The 14,137-nt window shown below is 69.1% G+C and carries 11 protein-coding genes and 2 pseudogenes; 8 read left to right on the plus strand and 5 right to left on the minus strand.

Annotation, left to right across the window (positions count from 1 at the left end):
• Nucleotides 1–39: 39 nt before the first annotated feature.
• On the plus strand, nt 40–627 hold the full coding sequence (locus tag ACZ7L9_RS19210) for a hypothetical protein (protein ID WP_471416334.1): 588 nt from the start codon (nt 40–42) through the stop codon (nt 625–627).
• Nucleotides 628–1,127: 500 nt separating this feature from the next.
• Here the strand turns inward: ACZ7L9_RS19210 and ACZ7L9_RS19215 are convergent, their stop codons facing one another.
• Nucleotides 1,128–1,964 carry an aldo/keto reductase gene (locus ACZ7L9_RS19215; protein ID WP_471416335.1) on the minus strand — a complete coding sequence of 279 codons (837 nt, stop codon included), beginning with the start codon at nt 1,962–1,964 and terminating at the stop codon, nt 1,128–1,130.
• Nucleotides 1,965–2,288: 324 nt separating this feature from the next.
• Here ACZ7L9_RS19215 and ACZ7L9_RS19220 point away from each other — a divergent pair, with 324 nt between their 5' ends.
• Both ACZ7L9_RS19220 and ACZ7L9_RS19225 read left to right on the plus strand, forming a co-directional pair.
• Nucleotides 2,289–3,335, plus strand: a complete 1,047-nt coding sequence (locus tag ACZ7L9_RS19220) for a chitinase (RefSeq protein ID WP_471416336.1) — start codon at nt 2,289–2,291, stop codon at nt 3,333–3,335.
• An 18-nt stretch (nt 3,336–3,353) separates the two neighbouring features.
• On the plus strand, nt 3,354–4,985 hold the full coding sequence (locus ACZ7L9_RS19225; protein ID WP_471416337.1) for a glycosyl hydrolase family 8: 1,632 nt from the start codon (nt 3,354–3,356) through the stop codon (nt 4,983–4,985).
• A 167-nt stretch (nt 4,986–5,152) separates the two neighbouring features.
• On the opposite strand, the gene ACZ7L9_RS19230 is transcribed toward ACZ7L9_RS19225, so the two are convergent.
• Nucleotides 5,153–6,952, minus strand: a complete 1,800-nt coding sequence (locus ACZ7L9_RS19230; protein ID WP_471416338.1) for an AMP-dependent synthetase/ligase — start codon at nt 6,950–6,952, stop codon at nt 5,153–5,155.
• A gap of 247 nt (nt 6,953–7,199) precedes the next feature.
• Nucleotides 7,200–8,075, minus strand: a complete 876-nt coding sequence (locus ACZ7L9_RS19235; protein WP_471416339.1) for a LysR substrate-binding domain-containing protein — start codon at nt 8,073–8,075, stop codon at nt 7,200–7,202.
• A gap of 118 nt (nt 8,076–8,193) precedes the next feature.
• Between ACZ7L9_RS19235 and ACZ7L9_RS19240 the strand changes: the two genes are divergently transcribed.
• Complete coding sequence (locus ACZ7L9_RS19240; RefSeq protein ID WP_471416538.1) at nt 8,194–9,222, plus strand: bile acid:sodium symporter family protein; 1,029 nt, start codon at nt 8,194–8,196, stop codon at nt 9,220–9,222.
• Between the two features lie 24 nt (nt 9,223–9,246).
• Here the strand turns inward: ACZ7L9_RS19240 and fdhD are convergent, their stop codons facing one another.
• Both fdhD and ACZ7L9_RS19250 read right to left on the minus strand, forming a co-directional pair.
• A complete protein-coding gene (gene fdhD / locus ACZ7L9_RS19245) occupies nt 9,247–10,095 on the minus strand; it encodes a formate dehydrogenase accessory sulfurtransferase FdhD (protein ID WP_471416340.1) in 849 nt (282 codons plus the stop codon).
• Between the two features lie 5 nt (nt 10,096–10,100).
• Nucleotides 10,101–10,418 (minus strand): annotated as a pseudogene (locus ACZ7L9_RS19250) (4Fe-4S binding protein); the annotation flags it as partial.
• A gap of 34 nt (nt 10,419–10,452) precedes the next feature.
• On the opposite strand from ACZ7L9_RS19250, the pseudogene ACZ7L9_RS19255 reads away from it, so the two are divergent.
• The 4 genes and pseudogenes from ACZ7L9_RS19255 to ACZ7L9_RS19270 all read left to right on the plus strand — a co-directional run.
• Nucleotides 10,453–10,686: pseudogene (locus ACZ7L9_RS19255) on the plus strand (2Fe-2S iron-sulfur cluster-binding protein); the annotation flags it as partial.
• 267 nt (nt 10,687–10,953) lie between these two features.
• Nucleotides 10,954–11,904 carry a beta-ketoacyl-ACP synthase III gene (locus ACZ7L9_RS19260; protein WP_471416341.1) on the plus strand — a complete coding sequence of 317 codons (951 nt, stop codon included), beginning with the start codon at nt 10,954–10,956 and terminating at the stop codon, nt 11,902–11,904.
• A gap of 64 nt (nt 11,905–11,968) precedes the next feature.
• Nucleotides 11,969–12,646 (plus strand): GntR family transcriptional regulator, encoded by a 678-nt coding sequence (locus ACZ7L9_RS19265; protein WP_471416342.1) that lies wholly within the window; start codon nt 11,969–11,971, stop codon nt 12,644–12,646.
• Nucleotides 12,647–12,872: 226 nt separating this feature from the next.
• The gene (locus ACZ7L9_RS19270; RefSeq protein ID WP_471416540.1) at nt 12,873–14,054 is read left to right on the plus strand and encodes an ROK family transcriptional regulator; all 1,182 of its coding nucleotides are present in this window, start codon (nt 12,873–12,875) and stop codon (nt 14,052–14,054) included.
• Nucleotides 14,055–14,137: the final 83 nt, after the last annotated feature.

Here is a 14,137-nt window from a genome sequence, read left to right on the forward strand (position 1 = left end):
GACTGCTCAGCCGACCCTCTCTGAGACAGGAGAAGCGACATGGTTACCCGTTCCGCCATCGTTACCGCCGCCGTCGCGGCCGCTGCGGCCATGGCCGCCACCGGCATCACCTACGCCTCGGCCGCCACCTCCGAGCCGTTCCAGGCTGCCCCGGCCGTCCAGCAGGCCGCTCCCGTTTCGGCTCTCGACGGCGGCGACGCCGGCAAGGGCAACGAGGGCAAGGGCAACGAGGGCCGTGGTTACGGCGAGGGTCGGGAGCGCTACGAGGGTCGTGAGCACTTCGAGGGTCGTGAGTACTTCGAGGGCCGCATCCACATCAACGAGCGGACGTACTCCGCCGAGCCGGGCGGCTGCATGGTCGTGATCAGCGGCCTCGGCGCTACGAGTCTCAACATCCGCAACGACAGCCGCCGGACCGTCGAGGTCTTCCGCGGGGCCACCTGCGACAACGGCGCCCCCATCGCCACCGTCGGACCCCACAGCTCCAGCGACGGAGTGTTCCCGGGGCGCGTCAGGGGCGGCGTGAAGGTCAAGAACGGAGTGGTGGGCAGCTTCCGGGTGATCGAGCGCCACTTCGACGGAGACCGCGACCGTGGTGACCGTGACCGCGGTGACCGAGACTGGTGACCGAGTCACTCGGTTGACGTAGAACCCCGGCCCGCCGGAATCGGGCCGGGGCTCCAGCCAGGGCATCCGATCGGAGCGACCCGGTCGGATGCCCACACCTGAACGACGACTGACAAACCCAATCACCTGCCAAGCCATACTAAAGCCGGACGGCGAGCCACTGCCAGCCGATCGGAACAGCCGCGCCGCGCGCGGCTACCGGGCTCCGGTTCCGGTTCCTTTCGGGTTCCGGTTCCGGTTCCGGGATTCGACTTCCGGGCTTCGGTACCGGGATTCGGCTTCCGGATTCGTTCTCGGCCTGCGGCCCTCGGTTGGGGCGCAGCGACCGGGCGGCAGAACGTGGCCCCGGCGCGGCAGACGCCGCCCACGTCCCGGCTGTCAGGTATCCCGGCCGTACGGCCGGGATACCGGCGATCGAGGAACCCCGCGGTGCTCGGAGACACCTGACGACGGCCCTTGGTCCAAGTGGGTGACGGCTCGGGCGGCACGGCCCCGAAAGCTCAGGCGCCGAGGTTGAACTCACCCGGGTTCGGGCCGAGTCGCTTGCCCTCGTCCAGCGCGGCGAACGCGGCCAGGTCGTCGGCGTCCAGCTCGAAGCCGAACACATCGAGGTTCTCCACGATCCGGGACGGCGTCACCGACTTCGGGATCACCACATTGCCGGTCTGGATGTGCCAGCGGAGCACCACCTGAGCCGGTGTGCGGCCGTGCTTCCGGGCGATCGCGACGACCGTCGGCACCTCCAGGAGCCCCTTGCCCTGGCCCAGCGGCGACCAGGCCTCCGTCGCGATGCCGTGCTTGGCGTGGAACGCGCGCGACTCGGCCTGCTGGAGCTGCGGGTGGAGCTCGATCTGGTTGATCACCGGGGCCACGGAGGTCTCGCCGAGCAGGCGCTCCAGGTGCTCCGGGAGGAAGTTCGAGACACCGATGGCCTTCGCGCGGCCCTCGGAGTAGATCTTCTCGAAGGCCTTGTACGTGTCGAGATACGCGTCCTTGGCCGGCACGGGCCAGTGGATGAGATACAGATCGACGTACTCCAGACCCAGCTTGTCGAGCGAGGTGTCGAAGGCACGCAGGGTGGAGTCGTAGCCTTGATCGGCGTTCCACAGCTTTGTTGTGACGAAGAGCTCTTCGCGGGCGACACCGGAGGCCGCGACGGCCCTGCCGGTGCCCTCCTCGTTCTCGTAGATCGCGGCGGTGTCGATGCTCCGGTACCCGGACTCGATGGCTGTCGCGACCGCCTTCGCGGCCTCGTCGTCAGGCACCTGCCAGACACCGAAACCGAGCTGCGGCATCTCGACGCCGTTGTTGAGGGTGATGGAGGGGACCTTGCTCACGAGCGGTCGATCCTTACGTTGTCGGTTGGGATTCTCATGGTCAACGATCAGCGTGTGCCGTGCATTCCCCGCCGTCCCGGTGTCCGGGGCGGCCGCTGCCGGTCGGTCCCGGAGGCGCCCTGACCGGGCGTCGGCCTCACCCGGTCCCGCCCCGATCGTGCTCCCGATGCCGCCGCTCCGTGCCCGAGGTGTCCGAAATTCTGCGAACTCACGTACGGGCATGGATATTTGGGCCCGCGCGAAGCATTGACAGATCGTTCTCCAGGGAATCCCATGCAGTGATGGTTAGGAACCTTTCCTAACGTTGCTCTGAAGGGAGCACCCGTGCACGCTGACCGCCCCCCACGCCGTTCCGTGGCCGTCCTCGCCGGACTCAGCTGTCTGTTTCTGCCCCTGCTCGCCCAGATCCCCAATGCCTCCGCCGCTTCGGAGGCAGGCGGCCCGGGTGCCGGCTCCCCGTCCGCCGCCACGGTGGCCGCGGGCCCCGGAGCGATGGCGGCGGCCCCCTACGAGTACCTGGGCTGGGGAAACCCACAGAAGCCGACCGATGTGATGGCGGCGACGGGCGTGAAGTGGTTCACCCTCGCCTTCATCCTCTCGGACGGCTCCTGCAACCCGAAGTGGGACGGTGACCGGGCGCTGACCGGCGGCTCGGACCAGGCAGCCATCGACTCCATCCGGGCGGCGGGCGGCGACATCGTCGTGTCGGCGGGCGGCTGGAGCGGCAACAAGCTCGGCGAGAAGTGTTCCAGCGCCTCCGCGCTCGCCGGGGCCTACCAGAAGGTGATCAACGCCTACCACCTCAAGGCGCTGGACATCGACATCGAGGACACCGAGTTCTCCAAAGGCACCGTGCGGCAGCGGGTGGTCGACGCCCTGAAGATCGTCAAGACCAAGAACCCGGGCATCGTGACGTACGTGACCATGGGGACCACCCCGACCGGCCCCGACACCAACGGCAAGGACCTCATCAAACGAGGTGCAGCCGCCGGGCTCGACAACGACGGCTGGGTCATCATGCCCTTCGACTTCGGCGGACACACCGGCACCATGGGCGCGGCCACGGTCAGCGCACTCGACGGTCTGAAAGCCGCCGTCAAAAGCGCCTACGGGTACAGCGACGGCGCCGCGTACCGGCACATCGGGGTCTCCTCGATGAACGGGAAGACCGACGAGTCGGACGAGACGGTCACCACCACCGACTTCAGAACCATCCTCGGCTACGCGCAGCAGCACCACATCGCGCGGTACGCCTTCTGGTCCGTCAACCGCGACCGTGCCTGCGGCTCCGGGGGCGACGCGGACGCCTGCAGCGGGGTGTCCCAGGCCCCGTACGACTTCACCAAGATCGTCGTCCAGTACCAGGGCTGAGGAGGTCCGATGCGCACCATGACGAGCAAACCGACCATCGGCGGCACGGCACTCGCCGCCGCCGGACTGCTGCTGCCCCTGCTCGCCGCGCCGCCCGCGGCCGCGGCGGCGAACCGTTACCAGGCGGAGGTCGCCACGCTCTCGCAGGCGGCCGTGGCGACGAACCACACGGGTTTCTCCGGCACCGGATTCGTCGACTACACCAACACCGCCGGATCTTCTGTGGAGTTCACGGTGAACGCCACCGCGGGCAGCACCTCGCTCGACATCCGCTACGCCAACGGCACCGCCACCGCCCGCCCGATGGACATCAGCGTCAACGGCAAGGTCGTCGCCTCCGGAGTCGCGTTCAACGGGACCGGGTCCTGGGACACCTGGGCGACGAAGACCGTCTCCGCCCAGCTCGTCACCGGAACCAACACCGTCCGGGCCACCGCGACCACCGCGAACGGCGGCCCCAACCTCGACTACCTGGACACCGGCGTCCCCGCGACCGGCGGTCCGGCGGTGCCGTTCGGCAGCCACCAATTCCCGTACGCCACAGGGACGCTGAAGCCGTCCGGCGCACAGTCCACGCTCGACCAGGCAGTGATCAGGACGTACAACGCCTGGAAGTCCGCGTTCGTCAGGAAGAACTGCGGCAACGGCTGGTACGAGGTCATCTCGCCGGACGCCGACCACCCCTACGTCGCCGAGGCCCAGGGCTACGGCATGGTCGTCACGGCGACCATGGCGGGAGCCGACCCGGAGGCCAGAACGGTCTTCGACGGCATGGTGAAGTACATGCTCGCGCACCCTTCGGTCAACAACGCCAATCTCCTCGCCGCCGAGCAGGACACCTCCTGCAAGAGCGTCGACGGCTCCGACTCGGCGACCGACGGGGACCTCGACGTCGCCTACGGGCTGCTGCTCGCCGACAAGCAGTGGGGGTCCACGGGCACCTACAACTACAAGGATCTCGCGGTCAAGCACATCAACGCCATCAAGAAGAGCGAGGTCAACCCGACCACCCATCTCATGCTGCTCGGCGACTGGTCGGACTCCGGTGAGTCCCACTACTGGATGAGCCGCTCCTCGGACTGGATGACCGACCACTTCCGCGCCTTCAAGAGGGCGACGGGCGACGGCACCTGGGACACCGTGCGCACCGCACACCAAGCCCTGATCACCTCTCAGCAGTCCAAGTACGCATCCAACACAGGCCTGTTGGCGGACTTCGTCGTCAACACCAACACCACCCCCAAGCCGGCCGCGGGCGAGGTGCTGGAAGGACCCAACGACGGCGACTACTCCTGGAACGCCTGCCGCGACCCGTGGCGTATCGGTGCCGACGCCGTCACCAGCGGGGACGCCGCCTCGCTCGCCTCGGCGCGCAAGCTCAACTCCTGGATCAAGTCGAAGACCGGCGGCGACCCGAACAAGATCGTCACCGGATACCACCTCAGCGGCACCGCCTTCGACAGCGGCGACGACATGGCGTTCACCGCCCCGTTCGCCGTGACCGCGCTGACCGACCCCGGCTCCCAGGCCTGGCTCGACGCCCTCTGGAAGAAGCTCGCCACCACCTCGATCGACCCACAGCTCTACTACGGCGGGAGCGTCCAACTCCAGTCGATGATTGCCGCATCCGGTAACCACTGGGTTCCCTGACGGCGGCTCAGATGCAGGCACTCTGTAGGGCCTTGGTGCAGGCGGTCCGGCAGTCGTCCACCACTAGCTGCGACAACAAGGGGAACCAGCCGGACGGTGCGGACAAGCTGTTCCGCATCTCGATCACGTAGCACGCGCCGTACTGCTGAGGCACGGACGGCCGTGCCTCAGCGGTACAGGGCGTCGACCTCCGTCGCGTACGCCGTCTCGATCGCCTTGCGCTTCAGCTTCAGCGACGGCGTGAGCAGGCCGTGCTCCTCGCTGAACGGATGCGCCAGGATCCGGAACGTACGGATCGACTCGGCCTGCGACACCGCCGTATTGGCGGCGACCACCGCACGCCGGACCTCCATCTCCAGGTCCGGATCCCGCACCAGCTCCTCCGACGGCAGGGGCGCCCGCCCCTGCATGGCGAGCCAGTGGTCCACCGACTCCTGGTCGACCGTGACCAACGCGGCGACGTAGGGCCGGTCATTGCCGACCACGATGCACTGCGCGACCAGCGGATGCGCCCGCACCCGCTCCTCCAGACCGGTCGGCGACACACTCTTGCCGCCCGACGTCACCAGGATCTCCTTCTTCCGCCCCGTGATCGTCAGATAGCCGTCCTCGTCGAGCGCTCCCAGATCCCCGGTGGCCAGCCAGCCCTCCCGCAGCACCGCGTCCGTGGCCTCCGGGGCGCCGAGATAGCCCGCGAACACATTGTCGCCGTGCACCCACACCTCGCCGTCCTCCGCGATGTGCACGGTCGTGCCGGGGATCGGCTGCCCGACCGTGCCGTACCGGGTGCGCTCCGGCGGATTGGCGGTGGCCGCCGCGGTGGACTCGGTCAGCCCGTACCCCTCGTACACGGTGACGCCCGCGCCCGCGAAGAACAGCCCGAGCCGCCGCTCCATGCCCGAACCACCGGACATGGCGTGCCGGATCCGGCCGCCCATCGCCTCGCGCACCTTCCTGTACACGACCTTGTCGAAGAACTGGTGCTGCATCCGCAGCCCGGCGGACGGCCCGGGACCGGTGTCGAACGCCCGTGCCTCCACTGCCTCGGCGTACTTCACCGCGATGTCCACGGCCTTGTCGAACGCCCCGGCCCGGCCCTCCGCCTCGGCCTTGCGCCGGGCAGCGTTGAAGACCTTCTCGAAGATGTACGGCACCGCCAGGATGAACGTCGGCCGGAACGACACCAGATCCGGCATCAGGGCCTTCGCCGACAGCTCCGGCTGATGGCCCAGCTTCACCCGGCCGCGAACCGCCGCGAGCTCCACCATCCGGCCGAAGACATGCGCCAGCGGCAGGAAGAGGAGGGTGGCCGCCTCGTCGCCCGGCTTGGAGTGGAAGACCGACTCCCAGCGCGAGGCCATGGTGTCCGTCTCGAACATGAAGTTGGCGTGCGTGATCACGCAGCCCTTGGAGCGTCCCGTCGTCCCCGAGGTGTAGATGATCGTCGCCACCGACTCGGGCGTCACCGCGCGCCGGTGGCGGTGCACCACCTCGTCCTCGACCTGGGTGCCCGCGTCGAGCAGTTCGTTCACCGCGTCGGCGTCCAACTGCCAGAGCCGCTTGAGCCCGGGCAGCTGGTCGATCACCGACGCGATCGTCATCGCGTGGTCCTCGTGCTCGACCATGACGGCGGACACACCGGCATCGTGCAGCATCCAGCGGACCTGCTCGGCCGAGGACGTCGGATAGACCGGTACGGACTGGGCGCCGACCGTCCACAGCGCGAAGTCGAAGAGCGTCCACTCGTAGCGTGTCCGCGACATCAGGGCCACCCGGTCGCCGAATCTGACGCCGTGCGCGATCAGGCCCTTGGCGAGCGCCAGCACCTCGTCGCGGAACGTCGCCGCGGTGACATCCCGCCAGCGTCCGCTCGCGTCTTTCCGGCCGAGCGCGACCCGGTCCGGATCCTCCTCGGCGTACTCGAACACCACATCGGCCAGCCCGCCTACGAGGGGCGCGGCTGCCATCGGTGGGACAGTGAACTCGCGCAATGACCTGCTCCTTGTGGCGCTCCGCACAGCGCCGTGACGCTACCCCAACGGACGGCGGGGCGGGAGGGTCCCGTATCGGCGGACCATGTGGCCCATGCACAGGTCAGCCACCGAAATCCGGCCAGATGGGCAAGGCTCGGGCGTGGCTGAGGCCGCGGAGTAAGCGGCCGACGCGGGAATCTCCACCAAATCTGTACGCCACAGTCACTCCCGTTCTGGGCGGTTACGGGGATATTGGTCCGCGGATCAGCCGGTCGCCGCCCGCCAGGATCGCCGCCGCCAGGGCGTCCGCGGCCTCCTGCGCCCTGTCCCGCCGCGGGCCGTGCAGCAGGACGAAGTCCACATCGCCGAGCTCCGGCAGCCCCGCTCTGGCCGGCACCGGTGCCAGACCCGGCGGGATCAGCCCACGGCTGTGAGCCATCACGCCCAGCCCCGCACGGGCCGCTGCGATCAGCCCGCTCAGGCTGGTGCTCGTACAGGCGACCCGCCAGGCCCGGCCGTGCTCCTCCAGGACCTCCAGGGCGCGGGCCCGGGTGATGCCCGGCGGCGGGAAGAGGACCAGCGGAACCGGACGGTCCGGGTCGATCCGCAGCCGCGGAGCGCCGATCCAGGTCAGCGCGTCCTGTCGGACCAGCTCTCCGTGCGTGTCGCCGACGCGCCGCTTGGCGAGCACCAGATCGAGCCGGCCCGCCGCGAGTCGCTGGTGCAGCGTCCCGGAGAGCTCCACCGTCAGCTCCAGCTCGACCTCCGGGTGGTCGCGGCGGAACGACTCCAGGATTTCCGGCAGCCGGGTCAGCACGAAGTCCTCGGACGCCCCGAACCGCAGCCGCCCACGCAGTCGCGTGCCGGTGAAGAAGGCCACTGCCCGCTCATGGGCCTCAAGAATCGTCCGGGCGAAACCGAGCATCGCCTCACCGTCCACGGTGAGATCGACCCGGTGCGTGTCCCGGGTGAACAGCTGCCGCCCCGCCGCGTCCTCCAGGCGCCGCACGTGCTGGCTCACCGTGGACTGCCGGACCCCCAGCCGGCGGGCGGCCCGGGTGAAGCTCAGGGTCTGGGCGACAGCGAGAAAGGTACGGAGCTGCGCGGGGTCGTACATGAGGCCAGGTTATCGCCGATCGTGATGACAGTGAGAGCGGTATGCGGGATTCCCGATTGCTTTGATCAAGAGCAGGATGGGGAGGGCACGACCGGAACCAAGAGAACAAGTGGAGCAGATGAACCGCCGCACCCCGAAACCTCCGTCCTGGCTGCCGATCGACCCGTACATCATGGCGCTGATCGGTACGGTCGTACTCGCGGCGATACTGCCGGCGTCGGGGACCGCCGCGGAGGTGGCGGGCGGCGCATCGACCGGAGCCGTCGCCCTGCTCTTCTTCCTGTACGGCGCCCGCCTCTCCACCGCCGAGGCGCTCGAGGGACTCAAGCACTGGCGGCTCCACCTCACCGTCCTGGTCTGTACCTTCGTGGCCTTTCCGCTGCTCGGACTGGCGGGCAAGGGGCTGGTGCCGTACGTCCTGACGCCGCAGCTGTACAGCGGCTTCCTCTTCCTCTGCCTCGTCCCCTCGACGATCCAGTCGTCGATCGCCTTCACCTCGATCGCCCGCGGCAACGTGCCCGCGGCGATCTGCGCGGGCTCCTTCTCCTCGATCGCCGGGATCTTCCTCACCCCGCTGCTCGCCGCGGCGCTGCTCGGCAGCAGCGGCGGCGGATTCTCGGCGGACGCGCTGCTGAAGATCGGGGTCCAGCTGCTGCTGCCGTTCGTCGCGGGGCAGCTGCTGCGTCGCTGGATCGGTGGCTTCATCACCCGCCACAAGAGGGTCCTCGGCTACGTCGACCGCGGCTCGATCCTGCTCGTCGTCTACACGGCATTCAGCGAAGGCATGGTGGCGGGCATCTGGCACCAGGTCACCCCGGCCAGGCTTGGGGCACTGCTCGGCGCCGAGGCCGTGCTGCTCGCGCTGATGCTCGCGCTGAGCTGGTACGGGGCGAAGCGGCTCGGCTTCGACCGTGGGGACCGGATCGCCATCCAGTTCGCCGGCTCGAAGAAGAGCCTGGCCGCCGGGCTGCCGATGGCGAGCGTCCTCTTCGGGGCGCAGGCGTCCCTCGCCGTGCTGCCGTTGATGCTCTTCCACCAGATGCAGCTGATGGTGTGCGCGGTGATCGCCAAGCGCCGATCGCGCGACCTGCTGGAGGAAACCCAGGAGAACGGCGTGGTGGCGCGGGAGCCGGTCGCCGTGAGCTGAGGGTGGAGCCTTCGGGACAGGCACTCAGCCCTGGCCGATCGTCGCCTCCAGGGTGATGCGGTGCTCACCCGCGTACACGTTCATGGAAGGACCCCGCAGGAAACCGACCAGGGTCAGTCCGGTCTCGGCAGCCAGATCCACGGCGAGGGACGATGGCGCCGAGACCGCCGCGAGCATCGGGATCCCGGCCATCACCGCCTTCTGGGCCAGCTCGAACGAGGCTCGCCCGGACACCAGCAGGATCGCCCGGGACAGCGGCAGCCGGTGGTCGGTCAGGGCCCGGCCGACCAGCTTGTCGACCGCGTTGTGCCGGCCGACGTCCTCCCGGATGTCGAGCAGCTCGCCCGTCTCGGAGAACAGCGCCGCCGCGTGCAGGCCCCCGGTCCGGTCGAAGACCTGTTGCGCGGCCCGCAGCCGGTCGGGGAGCGCGGCGAGCAGCGCGGGTTCGACCCGGACCGGGGGAGTGTCGGCGATCGGATGCCGGGTCGTGGTGCGTACCGCGTCGAGGCTCGCCTTGCCGCACAGTCCGCAGGACGACGTGGTGTACACATTGCGTTCGAGGGTGATGTCGGGAACCGGGACACCGGGCGCGAGCTTCACGTCCACGACGTTGTACGTGTTCACGCCGTCCGCGGTGGCCCCGGCGCAGTAGACGATCGACTGGACCTCGGGGCCGTCACCGATCACGCCCTCGCTCACCAGAAAGCCCGCCGCCAGCGCGAAGTCGTCGCCCGGCGTGCGCATGGTGATGGCGAGCGGCTTGCCGTTCAGCCGGATCTCCAGGGGCTCCTCCGCGACGAGCGTGTCAGGGCGCGTGGTGACCGCCCCGTCCCGGATACGGATGGTGCGGCGGCGCTCGGTGACCCGTCCCATAGCGGTTAAACCCGATTCTGTACGTGTTGGAAGCCGAAGCGGCCCTTGATGCAGAGGTTGCCGTGAGTCACCGGATTGTCGTGCGGAGAGGTGACCTTGACGATCTCATTGTCCTGCACGTGGAGTGTGACATTGCAGCCGACTCCGCAGTACGCGCAGATGGTGGTGGTCTCCGTCTGGGCCTGTTCGTCCCAGGTCCCGGCCGCGCGCATGTCGAATTCGGACTTGAAGGAGAGCGCCCCGGTGGGGCACACCTCGATGCAGTTGCCGCAGTGGACGCACGCCGAATCGGTGAGCGGCGCCCCTTGCTCGGTGGAGATGCGGGTCCGCCATCGACCATCTGGGGGTCTACACATCATGACCGCTGTGCCGCTGCAACTTCCGCGCAGGCTGATCGAGTTCACCTTGGACGGGCAGGAGACCCGGGTCCCCGAGGGCTCGACGATCCTGGACGCCTGCCGGGCCGCGGGCAAGGACGTCCCGACCCTGTGCCAGGGCGACACGCTCACTCCGAAGAACGCCTGCCGGGTGTGTGTCGTCGAGGTGGAGGGGGCCCGCACACGCCGGGCCGGGCCACCTGCCCCGATACGCAGAACAGCTTCGTGAACCGGGGAACGGACCGGGTGACGGCCCGGGGAATGATCCGAGGAGTGGGCTGAGCGGGCCGAGCGGGAGAACAGGAAACGATGCCACGTCAAGTCGACAGAATATTGTCTACAGTATGCCTTCCGGCGGTCAAGGCTGTCGTCAAGCCTCCAATGACCAGGTCCTATTCCTGTGGGAACACGTGCCCCCGTACCGGGCAGTAGCGACCAAGACTGGATGGTTCCTGCCATACGTAGCGAGGGGATCCCGTACATGACCGGCTCACGTGTCGTGGCGCTCGGCCACTATCAGCCCGCCAAGGTGCTCACCAATGACGATCTGGCGGCCATGGTCGACACCAGCGACGAGTGGATCACCAGCCGCGTCGGCATCAAGACCCGCCACGTCGGAGGCCCTGACGAGCCGGTGGACGAGATGGCCGCGCACGCAGGGGGCAAGGCGCTCGCCGCGGCGGGGACGCGGCCCGCCGAGGTCGATCTGGTGCTGGTCGCCACCTCCACCGCGATCGACCGCTCGCCGAGCATGTCCGCGCGGGTCGCCGCCCGGCTCGGCATGGGCTCGCCCGCGGTCATGGACATCAATGTGGTCTGCTCCGGATTCACCCATGCCCTCGCCACCGCCGACCACGCGATCCGGGCGGGCGCGGCCGAGCGCGTCCTCGTCATCGGTGCCGACAAGATGGCGGACATCGCGGACTGGACGGACCGAAGCACCTGCGTCCTGCTCGGTGACGGAGCCGGTGCGGCGGTCGTCGTCGCGGACCCGGACGGCGGGGACCGGCCCGGGATCGGCCCCGTCCTGTGGGGTTCGGTGCCGGAGATGGGCAACGCGGTGCGAATCGAGGGGACGCCCCCGCGTTTCGCGCAGGAAGGGCAGTCCGTGTACCGCTGGGCAACCACGCAGCTGCCGCCCATCGCCCGCAAGGTGTGCGAAAAGGCCGGTGTCGCCCCTGAGGATCTGGCCGCGGTCGTGCTGCATCAGGCCAATCTGCGGATCATCGAACCCGTCGCCAGGAAGATCGGCGCGGTCAACGCGGTCATCGCCCGGGATGTCGTGGACTCCGGCAATACGTCCGCGGCCTCCATCCCGATGGCCCTGTCCAAGCTGGTGGAACGCGGCGAGGTCCACAGCGGCGCGCCGGTGCTGCTTTTCGGCTTCGGCGGGAATCTCTCGTACGCGGGTCAGGTGATCCGCTGTCCGTGAGGGGCGTTGTGCTCGGTAGACTGTAGACGATAAGCAATTGCTCGTCGCCGGGAGGGGGACCGCGATGTTGTCCGCAGGACTGCCGCAAGGGGCTGTACCGAAGCTGGAACGGCCCGGTCCGCTACGCGAGCGCGTGTACGAGGCGCTGCTCGAACTCATAACGACGCGTGCGCTCCGCCCCGGCCAGCACCTGGTCGAGAGCGAACTGGCCGGCCATCTCGGGGTGTCCAGGCAGCCGGTGCGGGAGGCCTTGCAGCGGCTGAACACCGAGGGCTGGGTCGATCTCCGGCCCGCCCAGGGCGCGTTCGTGCATGAGCCCACGGAGGACGAGGCGGACCAGCTGCTCTCGGTCCGCACCCTGCTGGAGGCCGAGGCCGCCCGCCTCGCCGCGGCCAACTCCGGCACCGCGGGCATCGCCGCCCTGGAGGAGCTCTGCGCCAAGGGCGAGCAGGCGGTCGCGGACGACGACGTGGATCTGGCGGTCGCCACCAACGCGGCCTTCCACGCCAAAGTCATGGAGCTGGCGGGCAATGTCGTCCTCTCCGAGCTCGCAGGGCAGGTGGACCGCAGGGTCCGCTGGTACTACACCCCGGTGGCCCGTCAACGGGGCACCCAGTCCTGGATCGAGCACCGCTCGCTCATCGCGGCGATCGCCTCGCGCGACGAACAGCGGGCCACGGAGATCATGCGGGCGCACACGGAACACACGCGCAAGACGTATCACCAGCGCGACGAGGAGTAGCGCGCGGCCGAGCGGGTCGAATGGGGTCGTAACGGAAGGGCCGGGGCTTGAGCCCCGGCCCTTCCGTGGTCTGTGGGCGCCGCGGGCCGAACGGCTTTGTCCTCGGTGTGGAGAAAGTTGTAGTGGATTCCTGCGCAACTTCTTCCCACTCCCGGCAACCGCTGCTACGTTCCCCTCGAAAGCCCGACGGACAGGCCGATGTGGCGGGGAGGGGCGCGTGAGACGTATGACGGCACGACCCGCGAATGCGCATCAGGCGCGACTGCTCCGGCTGTTGCGCGACGGCGGGCCCAACTCACGGGCACAGCTGGGGGATCAGGTCGATCTCTCCCGCTCCAAGCTCGCCGTCGAGGTCGACAGACTGCTGGAGACCGGACTTGTTGTGGCCGATGGGCTCGCCGCATCCCGCGGAGGGCGTCGCTCGCACAACATCCGGCTCGCTCCGCAGCTGCGATTCCTCGGCGTCGACATCGGTGCCACATCCGTCGATGTGGCCGTCACCAACGCAGAGTTGGAGGTCCTGGGCCACCTCAACCACCCCATGGACGTACGCGAAGGGCCGGTCGCCATCTTCGAGCAGGTGCTGGCCATGGCGGCCAAGCTCCGGGCCTCCGGGCTCGCCGAAGGCTTCGACGGCGCGGGTATCGGCGTACCCGGACCGGTCCGCTTCCCCGAAGGCGTGCCGGTCGCACCGCCGATCATGCCCGGCTGGGACGGCTTCCCGGTCCGTGAGGCGCTCAGCCAGGAACTGGGCTGCCCCGTCATGGTCGACAACGATGTGAACCTGATGGCGATGGGGGAGCAGCACGCGGGCGTCGCGCGCTCCGTGGGCGACTTCCTCTGCGTCAAGATCGGTACGGGTATCGGCTGCGGCATCGTCGTCGGCGGCGAGGTCCACCGCGGTACGACGGGCAGCGCCGGAGACATCGGCCACATCCAGGTCCAACCCGAAGGGCGCGCCTGCGCCTGCGGCAACCGGGGCTGTCTGGAAGCCCACTTCAGCGGTGCCGCGCTCGCCCGCGACGCCGAGGACGCGGCGCGTGCCGGGCAGTCGCCGGAGCTCGCGGGCCGACTGGAGGCGGCCGGCAGGCTCACCGCCGCCGATGTGGCCGCCGCCGCGGCCGCCGGTGATGCCACCTCGCTCGACCTGATCCGCGAAGGCGGCAACCGGGTGGGCCAGGTCATCGCGGGACTCGTCAGCTTCTTCAATCCCGGACTGGTGGTGATCGGCGGCGGTGTGACCGGCCTCGGGCACACGCTCCTCGCCAGCGTCCGGACCCAGGTCTATCGGCAGTCGCTGCCGCTGGCCACCGGCAATCTCCCCATCGTGCTCGGCGAGTTGGGACCGGCCGCCGGAGTGATCGGCGCCGCCCGGCTCATCAGCGACCACCTGTTCTCACCGGCCTGACCCCGGGGCGGGCAGCACCTGGGCCCGCACCAGTACACAGGGCCGGAAGCACTGTAAGCACCGGAAATACCAGAACACAGGAA

The sequence above is a fragment of the Streptomyces sp. NPDC111516 genome, assembly GCF_055635345.1.